Origin of the sequence: Enterococcus sp. DIV1758, from assembly GCF_051711985.1 — a bacterium.
GTDB classification, from domain to species: Bacteria; Bacillota; Bacilli; order Lactobacillales; family Enterococcaceae; genus Enterococcus; species Enterococcus faecalis.
This window is the reverse complement of sequence record NZ_JBIOOA010000002.1, coordinates 53,343-74,858: the sequence shown is the minus strand read 5'-3', so window position 1 is coordinate 74,858 and position 21,516 is coordinate 53,343. Positions and strand designations below refer to the sequence as shown.

Below are 21,516 nucleotides of genomic sequence, written 5' to 3'. Positions count from 1 at the left end.
TGAACGTCCAGAAAATCAGGGATTTTGTTAAAAGGAGAGAAAAAATTATGAAAAGTGTAGTATGGATTTATACAATAAATACTAATGGAACTGTTATTAGAAGTAGTGGTTATGCTATGGTGTGAATAAGTTCTAAGAGATTTCAAGACAAGTTAAAAAAAGAATTACAACCTGAATGGGATTTAACTATAATTAGTTATGATATAGCACAAGATGATATTCCTAATGCAGATATTATTATGTATAATGAGGTGGATACATCGTATCTTGATGAAAAAATTAAGAATATTGGATTACCTTTATCATATATAGATTTACAGACAAGAAAAGCTGATAGTATAAAGAAAAATTTAGAAAGCTTCGCCAATAATAAAATACAAAATAACTATTATAAGTTACTGATGCAAAAGTACCAATAAGTATATATTGTTGTAAATTATTATTTCTTTAAAATAATTGTCTATTCAATAATGAAATGGCATAAAAAATTGTAGGAAGCACAAATCACTTCTTTAAAGAGCTATCTCTTTGAGCAGTTGCTTTTACTACTCTTTTTTCTCACTCTGTAAGCTATATATCACCATGTATATTTTTCTTCCAAATTATTGTTTTCATCTAATGTACATTAAATAATTGTTAATTTATTAAAATATTGTTATAATATATCAGGTACACAAATTAATACATTTCGGTGGTTTTAAAATCGCTAGAAGGAGATGACAATGAAAAAGAAAGCTTTTTCCTACATATCTTTAGCAAGTTTAATAGTGACGTCTTTTTTGACTCCGATTGTGAATGTTCGAGCAGATGATCAGCAAGAGAGTCTAGAGCAAACAATTAGTGAAGATTCTGAAAAAATGAATAAGGCAAATATAACGTTGGATTCTTCAAGAACGTCAGAGAGATCCTCTGATTCTTCGACAGAAGATAAAAATGAGTCCACAGAAGAAACAATTACGGAAAACTCTACTAACGGCGCAGAATATTACGGTGAAACTCATGGAAATAACCAAGTCAAAAATGAAACAACAGGACAAGCTTCTGAAGATCAATCTGAAGTCGCTATGGCTAATGGTAAAGAAGACCTTGCAACTTGGATGCCAGATCCAACGCTACAGTCCGTGGTTGCTAAATCACTAGGGATAGATGTATCCGAAATCACGAAGGAACAGATGAATAAACTTCAGACTCTTTATATATACGCTGCAGATTCCGCTATTGCTGATTTGAAGGGATTAGAATTTGCTATGAATTTATCATCCTTTTATATGAGCGGACAAAATCAGATTACTGACTTTTCAGTTTTAAAGTCTTTAAATAAGTTAGCTTATGTATATTTAATGGGAGCAAATGTAACCGATGATAATGTACCAAACTTTGGTGACAATGTAACTAGACTAAATCTTAGTTCCGCAAGCGTAACCGATGCAGTGTTTTCAAAAATTGTTAATATGAAAGGACTAGAGTCGCTAAGTTTTGAGTCTAATATGAATATTACGACTATTGCACCGTTGTCTGCATTGCCAAATTTAACAGAATTAAGAATTCAGACTTGTGGTGTGACAGATTTTACTGTGATAAATGATTTCCCAAAATTATCAAGTCTGGCCGCATATGGTCAAAATACAGGAAGAAATGACGCAGTCACTTCACTATCTGCAAAAGAGTTAAACTATGATCCCAATAATCAATCATTTTTTGTTCCGTTTTCCATTATGCCTAATCGATTAACAAATTTTGATGGGTATCAGCCTCCTTTTACAACATCAAATAGTACTAGTCAGACATACTTTGATTTGAATGGTGTGCAGATACCTTCTTCAAGATTAACTATTACTGAAGATGGGATTGCTGTATCTGGGGTTACTCAAAGTGAATTTGAAAATATTGAAACAATAGAATACAATGCTTTTTATAATAATCCAGCTGGGTCATATGCACAACCGGATGGTTATAGTTTTTATGCCATTTCATCAGGAACCTACTTGCACCAATTTTCGATCAATCATCAAGAAGCCGCTGCAGATGTTACGGTGAATTATATTGATACGGACGGGAATGAATTGAAACCTTCTCAAAAGATTAGTGGCAATATTGGTGAATCTTTTGATGCAACAACGCCGAATTATAGGCTAGAAATAGAGGGATATACTCTAAAAGAAGTTCGAGGCAATCCTACGGGTAAGTTCACAGACCAACCTCAAACGGTTACTTATGTATACGTGAAGAATCCAGTAAAAGCAGCAGAAGTGACAACTAAATATGTTGATACAGAAGGAAATAAGATTTCAGATGAAGTAGTGAAAACGGGTAATATTGGAGATGACTACACCACTGAACAAAAAGCGATTGATGGCTATACTTTCAAAGAAGTTCGAGGCAATCCTACGGGTAAGTTCACAGATCAACCTCAAACGGTTACTTATGTATACGTGAAGAATCCAGTAAAAGCAGCAGAAGTGACAGCCAAATATGTTGATACAGAAGGAAATAAGATTTCAGATGAAGTAGTGAAATCTGGTAATATTGGAGATGACTACACCACTGAACAAAAAGCGATTGATGGCTATACTTTCAAAGAAGTTCGAGGCAATCCTACGGGTAAGTTCACAGATCAACCTCAAACGGTTACTTATGTATACGTGAAGAATCCAGTAAAAGCAGCAGAAGTGACAGCCAAATATGTTGATACAGAAGGAAATAAGATTTCAGATGAAGTAGTGAAATCTGGTAATGTTGGAGATGACTACACCACTGAACAAAAAGCGATTGATGGCTATACTTTCAAAGAAGTTCAAGGCAATCCTACGGGTAAGTTCACAGATCAACCTCAGACTGTAACTTATGTGTATATGAAATATAAAATTTATCCTGCCTCAAAAGCGGATAATAAGCTTGACCATAAAGATAAAACTAATAACAAAGAAACATATTCATCATCACAGCACACTTTACCCAAAACTGGTGAAAATAAAAGGCTGGCGTTGATAAGTACTGGAATAGGTTCAGTATTTTTAGTACTAGTTCTTATAACTTCTGTTTTACGTTTTCAAAAGTCAAGAAATAGCCATCATAAATAGTAAGAAAGAATCATAATTAAAAAATTTCAAATTTATTTGGATTTTTTTCAAATAATGTTGGTAAAGAGAAATTGTAGAATCGATTCAAGTCCAGAGGAGAAAATCCTCTGGACTTTTTAATTTGGGTTGTATTAATCGTCCTTGTTGGACGAAAATCCGTAATTTGAAATTATAGAAATTACGAAAACCACAGGCGTTCCACTTTAACACTTTGATATGATTATTTAGATACTTCAATGAAATAGGTTTATTCCCATCAGTGGGTAATAACAAATCAAATAAATTAAGTAAAATATATGAAATTAGCATAATTATTTGAAATATATCGTACCTAGCAGTACATTAGTTTTGTAACTAATATTAATTAGGAGGGGTTTCTGTGAAAAAAATTTTAATTTCTGTTCTAGGGGTTTTGTCTATCGTTGTTTCTATGGTACTTTCTTCTTATTCTGTCAACGCAGCTTCTAATGATTGGTCTTGGCCACTAGGCAAACCATATGCGGGAAGATATGAAGAAGGACAACAATTTGGGAATACCGCATTTGATCGAGGAGGCACTTATTTCCATGATGGATTTGACTTCGGCTCTGCTATCTATGGAAATGGTAGTGTGTATGCTGTGCATGATGGTAAAATTTTATATGCTGGTTGGGATCCTGTAGGTGGAGGTTCATTAGGCGCATTTATTGTATTACAAGCAGGAGATACAAATGTGATCTATCAAGAATTTAGCCGAAATGTCGGGGACATTAAAGTTAGCACGGGACAAACTGTTAAGAAAGGACAGCTTATAGGGAACTTTACTTCTAGTCATTTACATTTAGGAATGACAAAGAAAGAATGGCGGGCTGCTCATTCTTCTTGGAATAAAGATGATGGCACTTGGTTTAACCCAATTCCTATACTTCAAGGAGGATCTACGCCTACACCTCCAAATCCAGGACCAACAAATTTCACAACAAATGTACATTATGGTTTACACGTCCTTGGGGGATCTTGGTTGGGGGAAGTAACAAACTTTAACAATACTAATGATGGTTTTGCAGGTTATCCTAATCGTCAACATGACATGCTTTATATTAAGGTAGATAAAGGGGAAATGAAGTATCGTGTTCATACAGCTCAAAGTGGCTGGTTAGCTTGGGTAAATAAAGGAAATAAAAATGATACAGTGAATGGTGTAGCAGGTATTCAAGGACAAGCAATTGATGGTGTTCAGTTAAACTATATAACTCCTAAGGGAGAAAAATTATCACAAGCATACTATCGCTCACAAACTACGAAACGATCAGGATGGTTAAAAGTAAGTGCAGATAATGGTTCTATTCCTGGATTAGATAGTTATGCAGGAATTTTTGGAGAACCGTTAGATCACTTGCAAATTGGTATTTCACAGTCTAATCCATTTTAAATTTAAAAAATAACAGCACGATTACGCATTTAATAAATTTTAAAGAGGTGAATGAGTATAAATAAAGATATAGTCAATATACTGAAAAAAACATTTATTTTGCCTGTTGTTGGAGTATTCTTTATGCTGAGTACCAATGCTTTTGCTTCTGAAGATTACAACTTACTTGGAGTAAAAAATTATGATCAGTATTCCTTAGGAGCGCCTAGCGGGTGTGAGGGGGCTTCACTATTACAAGGCTTACAGTATAAAGGAAAAATTCCTGATTGGGACTTAATCAAGTTTTTAAAAACAATTCCTATCTCTCCTAATGGAAATCTTTATGATGGATTTGTAGGTAGTTCTTTTGTTGAAAACTCATGGACTTACTCTGCTATCTCTCCTATGCCTTTAGTAAAATGGGGAAAAGTATATGGAGATGTACAAGATATGTCAGGTCATTCTTTAGATGAATTACTAGAGAAAGTGAAAAATAATAATCCAATTGTTGCTTGGGTGACGATAAAATTTCAACCGGCACGATGGGGAATATGGAATTTTGGTAGAGCAGTAAATAATAATCATGCAGTAACTTTAGATGGTTATGATTCAAAAAAAGGAAAACTTCACGTATCGGATCTGATTTCTGGTAAATATTGGATCGATAAGAATACATTTGAGAGTGTATACAAGGAGAGGAATTTCGCGGTTGTAATTCGTTAAAATGTATTATTAAGTATTAGTTAAAAATAAAAGAAAGATGTTTATGTTTAAAAATATTCCGCTTAAAAAATTTTTTTAGAGAATGTAAAATAATATTTTAAGGTATCTTAATGTCAGCAGGTCATGACCTAGTGACATTTTTATTCACTACTAATCAACCTTATAGATTGGATTGATAAAAATATGTAGCAAAAATTAACCTTAAGAAGGTTTTCTAATTTGTACTTGTTTTTAACCTATTTTAGAATTTGATAATAATTGATAAGTATAATACATAAAGGGTAAATCAGTAAAAGTAATCTAAAATAATAGAGGCATTGACAACACATCTAGTTAACAAAGAAGTTTATTAAACGATAAAATATGGCAAATTTATTCCTAAAAAAAATCATTTAATATGGTATGATTGTATAAAAAAGGAGGGATCTCATGAAAAAAATATTTATAATTAGTTTTATGATGCTAATAATACTCTTTGTTGCTATATTTTTGCTTATAAAAAATAATGAACAAAAAGATACATCCATTTCTGGTGGATCAGACCAGTCATCGATTGAGTTTTCTGCTACGCTTATCGAACCACCGAAGCAAGTAGACCAGACGGATGACTATTTTATTTCGTTTGATGACGTAAAAGTGGTCGATGAGGAAGACCAAAGCAATCTAGATACATTTAATGAGGGCGGAAGACTGATCACCACGTTACCTAAAAATAAAGAGATTAGAGTAGGAGATAAAATAGTAGTAAGAGTGCATAAAGACTTTGCTACAACACGTTCTATACCACCTCAAATAATAGGAAATAGTGTGATTTCTGTATCATTTCAATAAAAAAACTTTAGTGAATGAAAATGGCAGATGAAGGTTTAGCTGATTAATTTAAAGTTAAAAAATGTACGAAATGGAATGTTGCTGATATTCATGATTAAAAAGCAGAGACATTCGTGAATTAAGTAACCAAGAAAGTTCAAGACTTTGAAAATTATGTAAAGGAATGTTCTGACTTTTTTTATTAAAAAGAACAATATTGTTTTAATTAGCCACTATTAGGTTGATTGTTAATTAATAATACTCAAAATTTTGAGCATAAAATTTTTATAGAATAAATACTTTTGGTAAAATTTTATTGTGATAAATTTCATATGAAAGTAGGGGGGATCGATGACGAAGGGGAAAAAAATACTTTTTAGTTTTATTGCTTTTATTTTTGGCACTTTTTTATTTACAATTTTTGTCCATTATCAATTTGTCTACTCATTGAGCGTTCATTTTATCAGGCCAGAAGACTATCCTTTTATAGGTAGATATCTACCTTTCTATCTTTATTGGGGGAGCGTCATAGGAATGATAGCTGTTGCTTTAACTATTTTTGTAACTATTCTAAGCCCTACAGAAGTTACGTCTATCAAGTTGAATGAAGATAAAGGCAAATTAGAGATAAAAAAAAGTGCGATTATAGGTTTAGTTCAATCACAAATAAACCAGTCTAGCTTGTTAAAAGATTCGAAAGTAAAAGTAAAAATGTATAAAAAAAAGATAAAAATAAAAATCGTTGGAAATACCAGTAGTAATATAGATATTATTGATCAGACGAATCAGTCAATTAGAAAAATTGATACCTATATTAAGAATTTCATTGGACTAGATACATCGATAAAAACAGAAGTTATCTTTAAAAATGTGGCTCGTTCAGACGATAATAAAAAAGAAAAAAAACGAGTAATATAAAGAAAGAGGGGAGAATTTGAAAGAAATATTAACAGTGTATAAGTCTCCAATTATTGGCGGACTAACGGGATTAGTCTTTGCAATTTTATTTTTAACTGTAGGTTTTTTTAAAACAATTCTTGTTGTTATCATGGTTGTATTAGGTATATTTATAGGGAATTATATTAGCAAAAGTGATTTTCTTGGGAAAATCATTAATAAATAAAAAATATAAACGTATAGGAGAGATTTTTAATGGATAAAGCAAAAGAAAACACAAAAGAATTAAAAAAAGTAGAAGTGGTTAAAGGAAAATTAACATATGAAGACAAAGTAATCAAAAAAATTATTGGCATTTCATTGGAGAAAGTGGATGGACTGCTTACGGTAGACGGTGGTTTTTTCTCAAATTTGGCTGGTAAACTAGTAAACACAGATGATGTCACATCTGGTGTAGATGTTGAAGTAGGAGAAAAACAAGTGGCGGTAGACTTAGATATTGTCGCAGAATATGGAAAAGATATCCATAAAATTTATAACGAAATGAAAGAAATCATTACAAGAGAAGTTAAAAATATGACGGGATTAGAAGTAATCGAAGTGAATGTGAATGTTGTAGATATAAAAACTGAAGAGCAGCATGAAGAAGATTCTGTAACATTACAAGATAAAATGGGTGATGCTACAGAAGCAGTAACTAACTTTACCAGTGAGCAGACAGATAAAGCAAAAGAACTAGCTTCAAAAGGTAGTTCTAAAGCAAAAGAATTAACTGAATCTCGTGTACAATAAGTATATATATTGTGCACTTAAAGCGAGAATTAAAAAATTCTCGCTTTTTTTACTTTGAATATGTATTATAGTATAGCTTATGGTTACTAATATTAAATATTAGGAGAAAAATTTATGGAAAAAATAATGAAATATATTTTTGAAAAATATGATCCAAGCTCTATTATTTTGTATGGATCTTATGCAAACAAAACAAATAATACTAATAGCGATTTTGACGTATTAGTAATAAGCAATACTTGTCAATATATACATGATACATCTTTTGTAGATGACATCCAATTGGATTTATTTGTGTATCCCAAGTCTTATTTTCAAAACTCAGAGATTGATTTTATGAGTTTTGTCCAAATTTTTGATGGAGAAATTGTTTATGACAGTGATAAAATAGGAATATGGCTAAAAAAAAGAGTAAATGATGTAATAAGTTCCATTCCGTATAAAAAGTACGAAGAAAATAAAGACCAAATTGAGTGGTGTGAAAAAATGCTAGCTAGATCGTTAAGAAAAGATCCTGAAGGATATTATAGACTATATTGGGTTCTAGTTGACAGTCTAGAAATATATTTTGACATTTGTTCATTAAAATATTATGGACCTAAAAAATCATTAAGTTATATGAAAAAAAAAGATCCCGTTTCACATGCGTTGTATGCTGAGGTACTTGAAAAAACGACACATACATCTTTGGAGAAATGGATACATCAATTAAGAAATAGCTTAGAAAAAGTAGAAGTAAAAGATTAAAATCAAGTGCTCATCGAGAAAAATATTTATAAATTAGAAACTAATTTAAAGAATATTTGAAGTGCAACTTGTATAAAAGTGATAGTTGTATTAAAAGATAATCCCGAAATCGCTTTAAAAATAATACTAAACCTTGTTTATTAGGATGATTAGTGAAGTGAACAGAATTTTTTTATTTCTGTTCACTTTTTTTTAAAAAATTTATTTATAGACTAAGGTTAATATGTATAAATCTTGTTTATTAATGATACTCTATCATTTTACTGAAAAGATATGTAAGGTTTACACAATAAATCTTGTATTAAACAGATATCTATGGAAACTCTGCTGAGTATATTTTTGATAAAAAAATCGATATACAAGGATTAAAGTTTTATACATCGAATAATGTTTAATTATAATCTGTTATAAGTCTAGTTTTATTTTTCTATTTTAATGAAAATGTATATGGTAAAAGTATGGAAAATTTTAAATATAAAATTTCACATCTCATGTAGAGCTCTGTTTATACTGAGTGATTAGATAATAAATTGTACATAGATGCTTAAGAGCTATAAATTTTACGTTTTTTATATAGATTACTAAATATATTTAGTAATAATGGAATTCCTTTGTAATTGGAAATATTTAGCTGAAAAAATTCTTGCTTTTTTTTTTACTTTAAAAGACACTTACATATATTATATAGTTAGCTTTGTATTTTTTCATTAGAAAGGATGATAAATTTGTTACCTGAAAATGTTCTTAGACTTTTTTTTTCAGAAATACAGCTTCAAAAATTACTAATTATTCATGATTTACACAACTATGATATACAAGTAACGGTGTTAGAAAGAAAATTAAAAGTGTCAAAAAAGAAAGTGAAGAGAGCTATCAATAGTCTTCAGCTAGATATAGCTGATTACAATGATCAGAACAAAAAAGAATTATTACTTATAGTAGATAAAAATGTTGTTCATTTATCAAAAAATGTAAAAGATGAAGACTATGTTCAATTGTTACAGTATATACGAGAAAAATATTTACTTAGTTCAAGCTTGTATAACAGTTTATTGTTTGTTTTAGAGCAGAGAAAATTTACTGTAATGGAGTTAGCTAATAACCTTTCCTACAGCGAGTCTTACACATATAAATTATTAAAAAAAATTGAAAGTTTTTTTTTAATAATGGATCTGGGTGTAAGTATTTTTAAAAAAAGTGATAAGATCCTATGTTTATCAGGAGAAGAAGTGGTAATACGCTTATTACACTATCTAATGATAAATATTATTTCATCGAAAAATAGTTGGTATTTTCAAACTATATCTGAATTACAAATAGAAACTATACATTCTTTCGTAAACTCTAAAAGAATAAAAAACTTTTCTCCATCCAATCTGAAAAGAGTAAACATCATCATGGCGGTGTATGAAGTAGCAATCAGAAAAGGGTATGTATCTGCTGAACTACCAGATTCTGTTAAATCTGTCGGTCGTATATTAAATAAAGAAAAAGAGTTGCCTATGTATTTAACATACTTACAGAAAAGAGAACTAGGAGAGATAGGTGAGCTTCATGATGAATTGATTCAGCTAGCATTCATTCTTAATTATTTTACTAGAGAACTAAGAACGAAAAATGAAAAAATAGTACTAGGAAAAGAGCTAGTAAATAATAATAGAAACAAAATAATCAATCCCTGTGTTTTATTAATCAATCAGATTTGTGAAAAATATACCTTAACCGAAGATAGTTATTTTCTTCTTGTATATTCTATTTGTAATCATTTTATTGTCATTCATTATTTAAAACTTTATAAATTTATGAAGTTTGACAAATTCCAATTAAGAAACGAGAAGACAGAAAAGTTCATTAAGTCAGCTATCAAAAAAAGTTTTAGTAAGTATTACAAGGAACCCTCATTTGATAAATTGGTTTTTAATTTTACGAAAATCATAATGGGATATGTCAAGTTGAACAAAGATATTCCAGTAGGAGTGTATGTTGAATTTCAACGTAGACCAGAGTATAAATCTGTTGTTGAGAATGCATTGATCCATAATTACAGCGCAAATGCTTTAAAATTGGTTAATAATTATAAAGATGCCGACATCATAATATCTGATAATTACGTAGTGAAGACAAATCAGGAATATTTTTATTTTAGAGACGTATTTGATAAAGTTGCTTGGAACAAGCTAGGTGCTTACTTGAATGAAATTATAAACAAGGAAATTGTTAAAAGTGTAGGATTCTCTGAGTAAAAATTTTAGTTTGATCTTAATGGAATTTTTTTTCTTTCAAGATACTTATAAACTGTAGGTCTAGAGATATCATATTTTTTTGCAATATCTACGATAGAGTTAGTTGTGTTTAAGTAATCATATATAACTTCGTCTATATATTTATTTTCTAATGGTCGACCTAAAGTTTTTCCATTCGCTTTTGCAGCCTCTAACCCAGACAGTACTCGCTCTCTTATGAGGTCAGCCTCCATTTCTGCAAAGGCACTCATGATTGTAAAGAAAAATTTGCCCATTGAAGTACTAGTGTCAATATTGTTTTGAATACTTATAAAGTTAATACCACGATCATTAAAGTCTTCCATCAAGCACAACAAATGCTTTGTCCCTCGAGATAATCTATCAAGTTTAAAAATTACAAAAGTATCACCAGATTCTAAAGAGTCCAGTGCACGTTTAAGTTCTCTTCGATGCGTATTTCTTCCACTATCGAATTCTGTAAATATTTTTGTGCATCCATAATTTGATAATGCATTTAGCTGCGAGTCTAATTGTTGGTGGATGGTACTAACACGAGCATAACCGATTGTTTTCATAAATTCCTCCAGAGATAATTTTAGATTAGTAGATAATCACCTGCTATATTATCTCAAAATAGAAAAAAAAGTCAAAATAAGATAATAGAAGATCAATATATTTGTTATAATTTATGAGCAGTTATTGTATGTCATCTATTCAAATGTTTTGCTTACACCCTTATTTTAATACATATTAAGAAAGAAAACACGGTAATTACAAGAGAATTATGGTGTGCTTTTTTGTTATTTTAAGTGTAAGCAAAACATTTGTTTTGCTTACGAAAAGGCGTGTTATAAGAACAATAAAAAAGAGGTGAATGATTTGAAAAAAATATGTTGTATTCTTTTACTTGGATTTGGAATATTTTATAAATGTGAAAATGTATATGCAATTGACTGGAATCAAATATGGAATGAAGCGACAAAAGACTTTGTACCAGTTGAAGATAATTTTGAATATAGAGTTCCAGGAAGTGACACTACTATTGTAGATAATAAAGTTGTACAAGTTACTGAAGATAAAAATTCGCAAAGAGGTGTTGTGTGGGCGAAAAATCAGCTAGATATGAGTCAAAACTGGTCTACTGAAATGAATTTATTTTTAGGAGTTCACCTATTCGCTGGAAATCAAAATGGAGATGGTATGGCTTTTATTTTGCATAATGATCCTAGAGGAAAGAATGCTATTGGAGATTTTGGCGAAAGATTAGGTGTTTGGGGTGTTTTAGATTCTGACAATTATATTAAAAATGGTTGGGGTGTTGAATTCGATTTATATGCAAACCCCAATAATGAGCCATTTACTATGGATGCTGATATTTATGGCGATAAGACAATTAACAATTATGGGCACATTGCAAATAGCTATACAAAAGTTGATGGTAGATGGTTTAAGAATAAAGATAACGTAGACAAATTTTCTATGAAGCATAATGATTTAATAGTACCTTCTTCTTGGGGTGATAGACTAAATAATGGTATGATCAAAACATTTAAAGTTTCTTGGAAAGCTGATACACAAGAAATTACTTATAGTATTAGTTACTATGATGTAATAAATAATAAAAATGTAGATTATGGGACAGTTACTAAACATTTAGATATGGACAAATTTGGTAGTAATATGCTTTACTGGGGGTTTACAGGGTCTACGGGAGATAAAAAGGCACCACAATTTGTGGGTTTTAAGTCTATTCCTAAAACAATAAATGTTGATGTTATCCCACAAGAAACGACTTTGGGCAAACCTATTGATATAAATAAAGATAACTTAAAAAATTTTTTCACATTAACAAGTGGTGATGATGTCATAGTGGAATCAATAGAAAATGGAGTGGATTATTATAGTGTTGGGAAAAAGACAATTGTTGTTAAACTAAAAGATAAATACAATAATGAAAAAAAAGTTGAAATACCGGTTAATGTAAAGTGGGGAAACAGTGTCGTTTATGGTAGTTATGATTATGGAGCCAACGGTAGAACATCTGCAGCATTTACGTTATACACAGAATCAACTCCAACTATTGTTGCATCTCAAGGTCAAAATGATGATAATCTAGCAATTCATTCAAATTTTCCAAATCAACAGTATTACACTTTTAATTGGTTTGACTTATCTAACAAACAGATTTTGAAAATAGATGAGTCGAATAATGGGGATAAATACATTAAAGCAAGTGGAAATGAATTAAAAAAAGATAAATTGAAAGAGTGGGGAACTGCTCAAAATCAAGCTGTAAACTATGGTGATATTGTTCGAGCGTGGCAAACTGAAACTGGCAAAAATTGGCTATACGAAAATGAACAGAAGCAAGCTTATAATGATGCTAAAAAAGCAGTTTACTATGAGATTACTACGTCAGGATACCGTCCTTTACACTTCAATCAATTAACTCCTAAAACAGGAAAAATACCAATTTATTCCACAAATATATATTTAGATGAACATGTTAAAGATTATATTGATTTAAAAGGCTATTCAAATATAGATGTAAAGGGATTTGTAGAATATCCTGATACTACCTCATCTGGAGATAAAAGAGCTAAAATACTTGTTGAAGAAACATTAACTACTGGTAAAAAAGTGCAATATGAATATGAAGTAACGATAAACGTTGAACCAGGAACGTTGACCTATACAGTTCCTAAGACATTAACATTTAAAGAATTTTCAAAATCAAAAAGTGAACAGATTGTCCAAAGAAAATATTCTGGTAGTCTGGGTCTTTTAATAAAAGATAACCGTGGATCAAATAAACAAGGGAATTGGACACTAACGGCTAAAGCATCATCCGATTTAAAAGGTATTGCACCATACTTGATTTATCGTAATGAAAAAGGAGTTGACAGCTATTTGAATGGCTCGGCAGTTCCTGTCTATACACAAGATAAACAGGTAAGTGCTACCGAACCTTTAGAAGTTGAAGTCTCAAATAAATGGAAAAGCACTGATGGTATATTATTAAAAGTCCCTTCAAAAAATAATTTAGCTAGTCAAGAATATTCCACAACAATTACTTGGAATCTTGTGGAGGGACCATAGTATGATAAAAAAACTATTATTGAGTTTACTTTTATTTCTAACTGTTAGTATTCCATTATGTTTCATCAACGTATCTGTATTTGCTGAAGAAATACAAAGTAAAGTGACTGTAAGAATTATACATGATGATCCGTTAGAACCTGAAAAGTCAAAAGAAAGCACTAACGATTCAAGTAAACAAAAATATAAAGAATCAAACACGAAATTGAATAAAAAAAACAGATTACCACAAACGAATGAGCGTATTAATTTATCTATCTCAATTATAGGATTACTAGTACTCTTATTAGGAGTAGTTGGGATATATATAAATAATAAACGAAATGGAGAAGATAAGAATGAAGAAGATTAGTTTAGTAGTAGCAGGTTTGGCAACAATAGGAGTATTTGGATTTGGACAGTCAGTACATGCGGAAGAAACCACAGCTTCTGTATTAGTAAAATCTGGTGGAATTAAAATTTCTGACACTAAAAATATCACTTTTAATGATGTTACCGTAAAAAAAGGTGGAACAACAGCGACAGAAAAAGATAAATCAAGTATTACCATTGAAGATTTACGTGGTTCAAGTAGTAAAGGGTGGACATTAACAGCTAAATTAAAAGATGAAAACTTTAAAGGAATGGGATTAAATGTCGCTCCAAAAATTGAATCAAATTCTACAGTAGCTAAACCTGGATCATCCGCTGATTTAAATTCTCAGCCACAGACGATTGCAACAGTTGCAGATACTGACATTAAGACAACAGATTTTGATACAACTGTTAGTTTAAACGCTAAGTTAACAGTTCCAGAAAAACAATTGGCCACTACTTATACAACGACTATCGTATGGAACTTGTCTGAAGGTCCAGGAACTAAATAAAGTATTAATCATAAAGAGCCTCCGTATCGGGAGGCTTTTTATCACAGAGGAGAAAATGATGAGAATAATAAAGAAAGCTGTGCTATTCCTTATGTTTGCTTTCTCAGCTTTAGGTTTTCAGCAACTAGTATTAGCTGACAGTAATGATTTTTCTGTTACACCTGTATTAACAGAAAATCAGAATCCTGAAGTTCCTAGCTATTTTGATTTAACTGTCACACCAAATCAAAAGCAAACGCTCAAAATAAAAATTAAGAATAACTCGAATGAGAGCGTAAAATACAAACTATATGTGAATACAGCAACTACCAATCAAAACGGAATTATTGATTACTCTATCAATAATTTTGAAAAAGATGAATCGTTGAAACTATCTTTAAAAGATTGTTTAACACTAACAGAACAGCTTGTTGACGTTCCTGCAAATAGTGAAAAAGAAGTTTCTCTTGAATTATCAGTTCCAGAAACACCATTTGAAGGGATAGCTTTAGGAGGAATTACTGTAGAGCCTTCTATAGAGAAAGGATCTAACGGTGTAAATAACATATTTACACGAACATTAGCAATTCAACTTACGGAAACAGCTAAAGAAATTTCTCCTAAATTAGAAGGAGGAGAAGTAAAAGTTTCTCAAGAAAACTTGAGAAATAATGTTAAGTTTGAATTAAGAAACATCACACCGACCATTATCTCAAAAGTGAACGCAGATATAGCAATAACTAAAAAAGGAAGTAAAAATCCCATTATTAAGAAAACAAAAGATCAACTGAGCTTTGCTCCCAATTCTAAATTTAATCTTATGACAGAGTGGGATAAGCAATTTGATCCTGGAGACTATACTTATAGCATTAATTTGACTGATGGAGAAGGAAATAAGTGGTCTTTTTCCAAAAAATTTAAAATTGAAGCAGAAATAGCAGAGAATTTAAACAAAACTTCTGTTGATAGAAAAGAAAGCTTCTTTGAGAAGTATTTTATATATATTTTAGGACTGCTTTCAATTTTATTTATTGTGTTTGCATTGCTTATGTTAAATAGGTATTTCAAAATAAACAGCTGATTTCTTATGCGTTAAATAATCTCTTATTAAAAAAATAAAAGATGTTTAGTAAAAGGAGAATTTTCAAGTGAGCTTGTATCTATACATTGTTTTCGGACTTATAGCACTATTTAGAGTTACTGTATTACTTATCTCAAAGAACAATGAAAAAAAGTTGATCTTGTTAGGTGGAAAAGAATATGGGAAATTAGTGTCTAAATTATTAGCAATTTTACAAACTTTATTTTATTTTTGTTCTTTTTTTGAAGGGATATATAAGAAAGTTGAATTAGATATTTATAGTGTAATAGGAATAATAATCAAAACTTTTTCTTTCATTATTTTGATAAGAGTGATACAAGTTTTAGGAGAAAATTGGACCGTGAAACTTATTATTGTAGATGAACAATTATTGAATTCAAGTTGGCTATTTAAATATATCAAACATCCAAATTACTTTTTAAATATTATTCCTGAACTGATAGGCCTTACAATGTTTTTCATTCTTGGCTTACTATAATGTTTTTTTTCTTGCCTTATGGAATATGTCTATATATGCGAATAACGGAAGAAGATAAGCTATTGGCAGAATTAAAATAGTTTGTAATCTTTACAGTAGCTATGATGAAAGTTCAATTTTTTATAAAAAAATGTAGAAAGGAAAAAACTAACATGAGCAAAAAAGATTTGATTGATTACTTATCAGACATACCTAGTAAGGAAGTATCCGTAAAAAAGATGATTATTGACATACTAGAAATCGATAAGTCTAAAATATATGAGAATGATAAATTAATAAGAAAAGAAACGCTCAAGGTTATGTCTGTAGTAAGCAAAAATGAAGAATTTAGTATTAAATATGCATATTTAACTGATCAAGTCGAAACAATATTATTTTTATCATAGAAAGTTTAGCAAGTAGGAGTATATGAAATCACTTACAGCTATGAAGGCATAACAAGTGAGGCGAAAGTGAATGTAAAAAATATTCCCAAATATGTCATCTATAGAAATAAGGAATCAAGTAAGAGAATATATCCTAGGACAGGAGAACAAAAGAATCATTTAATTAGCGTTGTGGGAGTGATTCTTCTGTGTGTAGTTCTGTTTAAGATAGAAAATAAAAGAAAGGAAGATAAATAAAAATGTCTATTTCGCTTGGATATATTCCATTACTATAAATACTACAAGAAACTGGGAGGAGAAATATTATGAAAAGAAAATTATTAGGAAGTTTATTTACAGCAACAACTTTAATGGGGATGGTTCTAATGCTAAACACAGATTCAGCATTTGCACATGGATATGTAGAAACACCTCCGGCAAGAGGTTACCAAGGTCAGTTGGACAAACAAACTATAGGATGGACTGCTGCACTTAATCTGTATGGAAATGTTATTACTAATCCACAATCATTAGAAGCACCTAAGGGATTTCCACAAGGAGGTCCATCAGATGGCCGTATTGCATCTGCAAATGGCGGCTTTGGACAAATCGGAGATTATGTACTAGATAATCAAACAAGCGATAGATGGAAGAAAACAGATATAAACACTGGAGCTAATACATTTACTTGGCATTATACAGCACCTCACAAGACAACAAAGTGGCATTACTACATGACCAAACCTGGTTGGAATCAAAATGCACCATTGAATAGAGATGAACTTGAACTTATTGGAACGATTGAGCATGATGGATCATCTGCATCAAACAATCTAAGCCATACAATTAATATTCCTCAAAACAGAGTGGGTTACAACGTTATATTAGCCGTTTGGGACGTCGCAGATACGTCTAATGCATTTTACAACGTGATTGATGTAAATGTTAAAAATTCTGAGATTCCTGTGTTACCTACCAAACCTACAAATGTAAAAGTAACAAATGTCACTAAGAGTACTGCTTCATTATCTTGGGATGCTCAAACTACAGCAGAAAAGTATAATGTCTATAGAGACGGAGTTAAAATTGCTACAGTAAAAGAAAATCTATTTGAAGATAGCAAATTAAATGCATCAACTGAATATAAATATGAAATTCAGGCAATTGGTCAAGCAGAAAAACTATCAGAGAAAAGTGATCAGATTGTTGCTAAAACCCTTAGCGAAGACGCCCAAGAGAAACCAACTGCACCTAGCGGATTGCACTCGATGGGCGAAACAGATAGTACAATTTCGCTTATGTGGAATAAGGCTACACATTCATCCGGTATTAAAGAATATTTAGTATATAGAGATAATATTTTAATTGCTACGACATCTAATACCCATTACAAAGACAAGAACTTAGATGCATCTACAAAATATAAATATACTGTAAAAGCAGTTAGTGTGGATGGAGTTTATTCTGAGGAAAGCAACGAAATCACTGTATCAACAAAGGTACCGGTTATTCCTAATCCTGGAGTGGGAAGAGAATTTAAATTAGGATCAATTACTAATCCGGAATTATACGAAAAAGGAGAAATTGTTTCGTATGAAGGCACAAATTATATTTCTTTAGTGACACATTACAATTATGGTGATGCATCATGGAATCCTAAAGAAGCACACAGCTTATTTAAAGCTTGTTAATCAGCAGATATTTTTTTAAATCAATATTAATTAATTGATAATTTTGACAGCTTAGTAATAAAAAAAGGGTTTTTATTTTTAAATAAATTGAAAAGTGTTTGTTTATAATATGTCAATAGATATAATTTTTTTTAAAGTTAGTATAAAAAATTAAATGAAATATTTGAGGAGTGTTTTTTATGAAGAAAAACTATTTAATATATTTTGCCGTAGCATTTTTACTTTCAATTAGTCTATCAACAACAGTACATGCAGAAACTTCTACCAAGGAAGACAACATGTTAAAAAATAACAAATTAACTTTGAAAGAGATAGGCGGTAATTGGAGTGGAGAACTGCATGGAGGAATGGGTACAAAACCTGTCGTTATTGGAAATTGGAATAAAATCTCTGATAATCCTTATTTTTTAATGCTTGATGTTGTTAATGGAGGACCTCTATCTTTAAATTGGTCTGCAGCAATATATAATGTTTCTAAAAATAAAGTTATTTGTGACTGGACTAACTTCAATCACAATTATAGTAACTTGACGTTACGTTATAAGGAAAAACCATCAAATGGGGACCAATTGCAATTGTGGCTGCATGCTAATTCAGGATCAGGTGTAGTCTATATAAGATATTAAAGCGTATAATAATTTAATTATATGTAACAGCCCCAGGAACTCATACATAAAACTTGAGCTTTCTGGGGTATTATATATATATTAAAAAATTTTTTCTAATCTTATTCATAAGCTTTTCTAAATACGTTTCAGACGGTTGAATCACTGTGTAATCTATCTGTTGTAGTTTATCTAATAACAAGTATATGATCAGTGGTGAAGTTTGAAGTATTTTTACCTTTTTAAAAAGGAGTTGGCCCTCCCTTTGTAATTATATATTAAAAAAATGACATTAAATTGTCTGGCAAAAAGCAAGAATTTATTTTTTTCAGAACTAAAGTCTAATCATACAAGTAATCTCGTGGGAAAAGCTCTCTTTTCATTATCTATTTGTTAATTTTTTAGTGATCTATGAATGCCTAAAAATCACGTTATCAAATTACAGCTTTACTTTCATAAAATTTCCCTCATTAAACAAAGTTGGACATGCAAAAAAATATTTTCTACTAAAAGTCATATTTAGTTGTGCTTAAATTGACAAATTACAATTTAAAAATCTAATGGTACCTATACATTTTCTCATACCGTGTTATGCCTTTAGAGAAGCGAAAGGAGTATATATAAATGAAAAAAAGTCAAACTGTTAAAATACTTGTCCTCTTCTTCTTTGTGATGTTTTCTTTTATGATTGGAAATTACAATGCACTAGCTATCGATAATCCTGTTAAGGATGGCAAATATCGAATCGAAAACGAAAATGGGGAGGTTCTTCAAGACGAAAATGGGCGTATAGCTTGGAGCAAGTGGACAGGTGAAAAATCACAAATATGGGAAGTTGTTTATCATAGTTCAAGTTACTTAAACCCTGCTGGATACCACATAAGCTCTGGAAAAAATTCCAATAATTATATTTATTGGGATAGAAAAAGTAATGGTAAAGGCAAAACAGTGTTAGTAGGGAGTCTTAATAGTAACAATCAATATACGAAGAACTGGTTCATTAATAGAATTGGCAATTCTAGTTCGTATTCTATTAAAAATGCACATTATCCAAACCCTTACTTATCAAATAATAGTTCAAGTATTACGTCTAATCAATCATCGAGTTCTTTTAGGTTTAACTCAGACTTAACACCACCTCAAAGTAAAACATTTTCGTTGGTCTTTACATCTGATCCACAATATCCATGGACAGATAAAACAGATTCAGGTGAGTATGAAGATCAAAGCACCAAAGAAAAAAGATCTGAACAAATGATCAAAGAACAGTACTATGATATAAATTCTTATACTAATAGTACAAGCAATATATCAAATATCATGATTAATGGGGATATTACTGCTTATGGTCATATTTGGCAATGGGATAAAATGAACTCTTTGATGGCGTTGTTAAATCGACCGTATTACATGGGTTTGGGTAATCATGATATAGAAAATAATCAAGATGACTCTTTCAATGACAGTTCTTTTCTGAGCTCCTTAGATAATTTAAATTATTTTAAACTTAGAAGTAATATACCTATAAATGACATTTCTTTTGGGCGTAGTTCACAAAATTATGCTGTTGAATTACCAGGAAATCTTTTTGCATTACAATTGAATAATGATCCTACAATGGATTATATATCTACTTGGACCGGGAGAAGGGGGATCGTGCCTAACTTAGATTGGATTGAAAATCAATTAAGATACGCGTATAATAAAAGATACAACATTATAATAAATGTTCATAAACCAAATAATTGGAAATACGGACCAAATGAACGTTTTAAAACGATGTTAAAAACATATAATGTAAAAGCGGTATTTGCTGGACATTATCATTACAATATAGGAAAACAGACTCAATACAAGGATTATTTTGGTGATATTCCTGTATATTTATCTGGAAGCAGTTCACAAAAAAAATACTTAATTACAGAGTATACAGACAGTGAAATGAAAATATACACTGTAACTAATAATAAATGGAACAACTCTAAAACGTTAAATTCAACAATTAGTTTTAGTAAGTGATGTAGGATTTACTATTATCAAATAAGTACAATTTGTTTAAGTGAATAAGATTTTTGACTTTATTTAAAGTTGCAGCAACAATATTTGAATTAATTCACAAAATTTCAGATTCATTGCATTAATTTGTTATCCACTAGTCTGGTTTATTCATAAACTCAAGGTCCTTAATAATCAGAGTCATAACTATGACTTTTAAATTTATAAGGTCCAATATTCTGTAAAAAAACGACACTATCTATTTTTGATCTGATTATTTAGACCTGACAATTTTCAATTCAAATAGGAATATTTCAACGCGTGATGAATCTGACATCACTAAAACATCCGTACAGAAAATAACAGTAGAAAACCGAACCACTACTTGACAATCAAGTTAGTGGTTCGGTTCTTTTGTTTTTCTTCCTAAATTGAAATTTTAGTCAATTAACTTCGCGATATGATATTCTTGAGGATAATTAAACTGGTTTCTATAATTTCTTTGACAGAGTAATTGTCAATTTTTGTACATTCAATCAGAAATATCTAGATTCTTCTGTGATACTTTGGATCGCCTAATCGTTACGCTACGTTCCAATTTTGCAATGACACTCGTCATCTGAGGCATAGTCTTACCTTTAAGTTTTGAAGTAT

19 protein-coding genes are annotated in these 21,516 nt (G+C 30.6%); 18 read left to right on the top strand and 1 reads right to left on the bottom strand.

Features of this window, described 5'->3' with window-relative positions; genetic code table 11:
* The first annotated feature begins 722 nt into the window (after positions 1–722).
* The 9 genes from IGJ52_RS13855 to IGJ52_RS13815 all read left to right on the top strand — a co-directional run bounded on the left by IGJ52_RS13855 (position 723) and on the right by IGJ52_RS13815 (position 10,682).
* The gene (locus tag IGJ52_RS13855; RefSeq protein WP_438792229.1) at positions 723–3,080 is read left to right on the top strand and encodes a MucBP domain-containing protein; all 2,358 of its coding nucleotides are present in this window, start codon (positions 723–725) and stop codon (positions 3,078–3,080) included.
* A gap of 379 nt (positions 3,081–3,459) precedes the next feature.
* Positions 3,460–4,491: a M23 family metallopeptidase gene (locus IGJ52_RS13850; RefSeq protein ID WP_010821201.1), complete on the top strand. Its 1,032-nt coding sequence runs from the start codon at positions 3,460–3,462 to the stop codon at positions 4,489–4,491.
* A gap of 51 nt (positions 4,492–4,542) precedes the next feature.
* Positions 4,543–5,193, top strand: a complete 651-nt coding sequence (locus IGJ52_RS13845) for a C39 family peptidase (RefSeq protein ID WP_438792228.1) — start codon at positions 4,543–4,545, stop codon at positions 5,191–5,193.
* Between the two features lie 429 nt (positions 5,194–5,622).
* Positions 5,623–6,024, top strand: a complete 402-nt coding sequence (locus IGJ52_RS13840; protein ID WP_438792227.1) for a hypothetical protein — start codon at positions 5,623–5,625, stop codon at positions 6,022–6,024.
* Positions 6,025–6,354: 330 nt separating this feature from the next.
* A complete protein-coding gene (gene amaP, locus IGJ52_RS13835; RefSeq protein ID WP_438792226.1) occupies positions 6,355–6,921 on the top strand; it encodes an alkaline shock response membrane anchor protein AmaP in 567 nt (188 codons plus the stop codon).
* 16 nt (positions 6,922–6,937) lie between these two features.
* Positions 6,938–7,126 carry a DUF2273 domain-containing protein gene (locus tag IGJ52_RS13830; RefSeq protein ID WP_010821197.1) on the top strand — a complete coding sequence of 63 codons (189 nt, stop codon included), beginning with the start codon at positions 6,938–6,940 and terminating at the stop codon, positions 7,124–7,126.
* Positions 7,127–7,155: 29 nt separating this feature from the next.
* The gene (locus IGJ52_RS13825) at positions 7,156–7,692 is read left to right on the top strand and encodes an Asp23/Gls24 family envelope stress response protein (RefSeq protein ID WP_010829182.1); all 537 of its coding nucleotides are present in this window, start codon (positions 7,156–7,158) and stop codon (positions 7,690–7,692) included.
* A 114-nt stretch (positions 7,693–7,806) separates the two neighbouring features.
* Positions 7,807–8,439, top strand: coding sequence for a nucleotidyltransferase domain-containing protein (locus IGJ52_RS13820; protein ID WP_438792225.1), 633 nt, complete (start codon positions 7,807–7,809; stop codon positions 8,437–8,439).
* 725 nt (positions 8,440–9,164) lie between these two features.
* On the top strand, positions 9,165–10,682 hold the full coding sequence (locus tag IGJ52_RS13815; RefSeq protein WP_438792224.1) for a hypothetical protein: 1,518 nt from the start codon (positions 9,165–9,167) through the stop codon (positions 10,680–10,682).
* 5 nt (positions 10,683–10,687) lie between these two features.
* On the opposite strand, the gene IGJ52_RS13810 is transcribed toward IGJ52_RS13815, so the two are convergent.
* A complete protein-coding gene (locus IGJ52_RS13810; protein ID WP_010821193.1) occupies positions 10,688–11,257 on the bottom strand; it encodes a recombinase family protein in 570 nt (189 codons plus the stop codon).
* 304 nt (positions 11,258–11,561) lie between these two features.
* Here IGJ52_RS13810 and IGJ52_RS13805 point away from each other — a divergent pair, with 304 nt between their 5' ends.
* From IGJ52_RS13805 to IGJ52_RS13765, 9 genes are all read left to right on the top strand, one after another.
* The gene (locus IGJ52_RS13805; RefSeq protein ID WP_438792223.1) at positions 11,562–13,781 is read left to right on the top strand and encodes a lectin-like domain-containing protein; all 2,220 of its coding nucleotides are present in this window, start codon (positions 11,562–11,564) and stop codon (positions 13,779–13,781) included.
* 1 nt (position 13,782) lies between these two features.
* Positions 13,783–14,133, top strand: coding sequence for an LPXTG cell wall anchor domain-containing protein (locus IGJ52_RS13800; protein WP_010821191.1), 351 nt, complete (start codon positions 13,783–13,785; stop codon positions 14,131–14,133).
* On the top strand, positions 14,120–14,647 hold the full coding sequence (locus IGJ52_RS13795) for a WxL domain-containing protein (RefSeq protein WP_438792222.1): 528 nt from the start codon (positions 14,120–14,122) through the stop codon (positions 14,645–14,647). Before IGJ52_RS13800 ends, IGJ52_RS13795 begins: the two co-directional genes overlap by 14 nt.
* A 58-nt stretch (positions 14,648–14,705) precedes the next feature.
* Positions 14,706–15,707, top strand: a complete 1,002-nt coding sequence (locus tag IGJ52_RS13790; protein WP_438792221.1) for a DUF916 and DUF3324 domain-containing protein — start codon at positions 14,706–14,708, stop codon at positions 15,705–15,707.
* Positions 15,708–15,774: 67 nt separating this feature from the next.
* Entirely contained in the window at positions 15,775–16,206 is a 432-nt protein-coding gene (locus tag IGJ52_RS13785; RefSeq protein WP_438792220.1) for an isoprenylcysteine carboxylmethyltransferase family protein, read from the top strand.
* Positions 16,207–16,358: 152 nt separating this feature from the next.
* Complete coding sequence (locus IGJ52_RS13780; protein WP_438792219.1) at positions 16,359–16,592, top strand: hypothetical protein; 234 nt, start codon at positions 16,359–16,361, stop codon at positions 16,590–16,592.
* Between the two features lie 305 nt (positions 16,593–16,897).
* Positions 16,898–18,262 (top strand): lytic polysaccharide monooxygenase, encoded by a 1,365-nt coding sequence (locus IGJ52_RS13775; protein WP_438792218.1) that lies wholly within the window; start codon positions 16,898–16,900, stop codon positions 18,260–18,262.
* A gap of 179 nt (positions 18,263–18,441) precedes the next feature.
* Positions 18,442–18,888 carry a hypothetical protein gene (locus IGJ52_RS13770; protein ID WP_438792217.1) on the top strand — a complete coding sequence of 149 codons (447 nt, stop codon included), beginning with the start codon at positions 18,442–18,444 and terminating at the stop codon, positions 18,886–18,888.
* A 603-nt stretch (positions 18,889–19,491) separates the two neighbouring features.
* Complete coding sequence (locus IGJ52_RS13765; protein ID WP_438792216.1) at positions 19,492–20,886, top strand: metallophosphoesterase; 1,395 nt, start codon at positions 19,492–19,494, stop codon at positions 20,884–20,886.
* Positions 20,887–21,516: the final 630 nt, after the last annotated feature.

Bases quoted from the DNA above. Each gene is read 5' to 3' on its own strand.
- IGJ52_RS13855 (WP_438792229.1), top strand. From the start codon at position 723: ATGAAAAAGAAAGCTTTTTCCTACATATCTTTAGCAAGTTTAATAGTG.
- IGJ52_RS13845 (WP_438792228.1), top strand. From the start codon at position 4,543: ATGAGTATAAATAAAGATATAGTCAATATACTGAAAAAAACATTTATT.
- IGJ52_RS13840 (WP_438792227.1), top strand. From the start codon at position 5,623: ATGAAAAAAATATTTATAATTAGTTTTATGATGCTAATAATACTCTTT.
- amaP (WP_438792226.1), top strand. From the start codon at position 6,355: ATGACGAAGGGGAAAAAAATACTTTTTAGTTTTATTGCTTTTATTTTT.
- IGJ52_RS13825 (WP_010829182.1), top strand. From the start codon at position 7,156: ATGGATAAAGCAAAAGAAAACACAAAAGAATTAAAAAAAGTAGAAGTG.
- IGJ52_RS13820 (WP_438792225.1), top strand. From the start codon at position 7,807: ATGGAAAAAATAATGAAATATATTTTTGAAAAATATGATCCAAGCTCT.
- IGJ52_RS13810 (WP_010821193.1), bottom strand. From the start codon at position 11,257: ATGAAAACAATCGGTTATGCTCGTGTTAGTACCATCCACCAACAATTA.
- IGJ52_RS13800 (WP_010821191.1), top strand. From the start codon at position 13,783: ATGATAAAAAAACTATTATTGAGTTTACTTTTATTTCTAACTGTTAGT.
- IGJ52_RS13795 (WP_438792222.1), top strand. From the start codon at position 14,120: ATGAAGAAGATTAGTTTAGTAGTAGCAGGTTTGGCAACAATAGGAGTA.
- IGJ52_RS13790 (WP_438792221.1), top strand. From the start codon at position 14,706: ATGAGAATAATAAAGAAAGCTGTGCTATTCCTTATGTTTGCTTTCTCA.
- IGJ52_RS13780 (WP_438792219.1), top strand. From the start codon at position 16,359: ATGAGCAAAAAAGATTTGATTGATTACTTATCAGACATACCTAGTAAG.
- IGJ52_RS13775 (WP_438792218.1), top strand. From the start codon at position 16,898: ATGAAAAGAAAATTATTAGGAAGTTTATTTACAGCAACAACTTTAATG.
- IGJ52_RS13770 (WP_438792217.1), top strand. From the start codon at position 18,442: ATGAAGAAAAACTATTTAATATATTTTGCCGTAGCATTTTTACTTTCA.
- IGJ52_RS13765 (WP_438792216.1), top strand. From the start codon at position 19,492: ATGAAAAAAAGTCAAACTGTTAAAATACTTGTCCTCTTCTTCTTTGTG.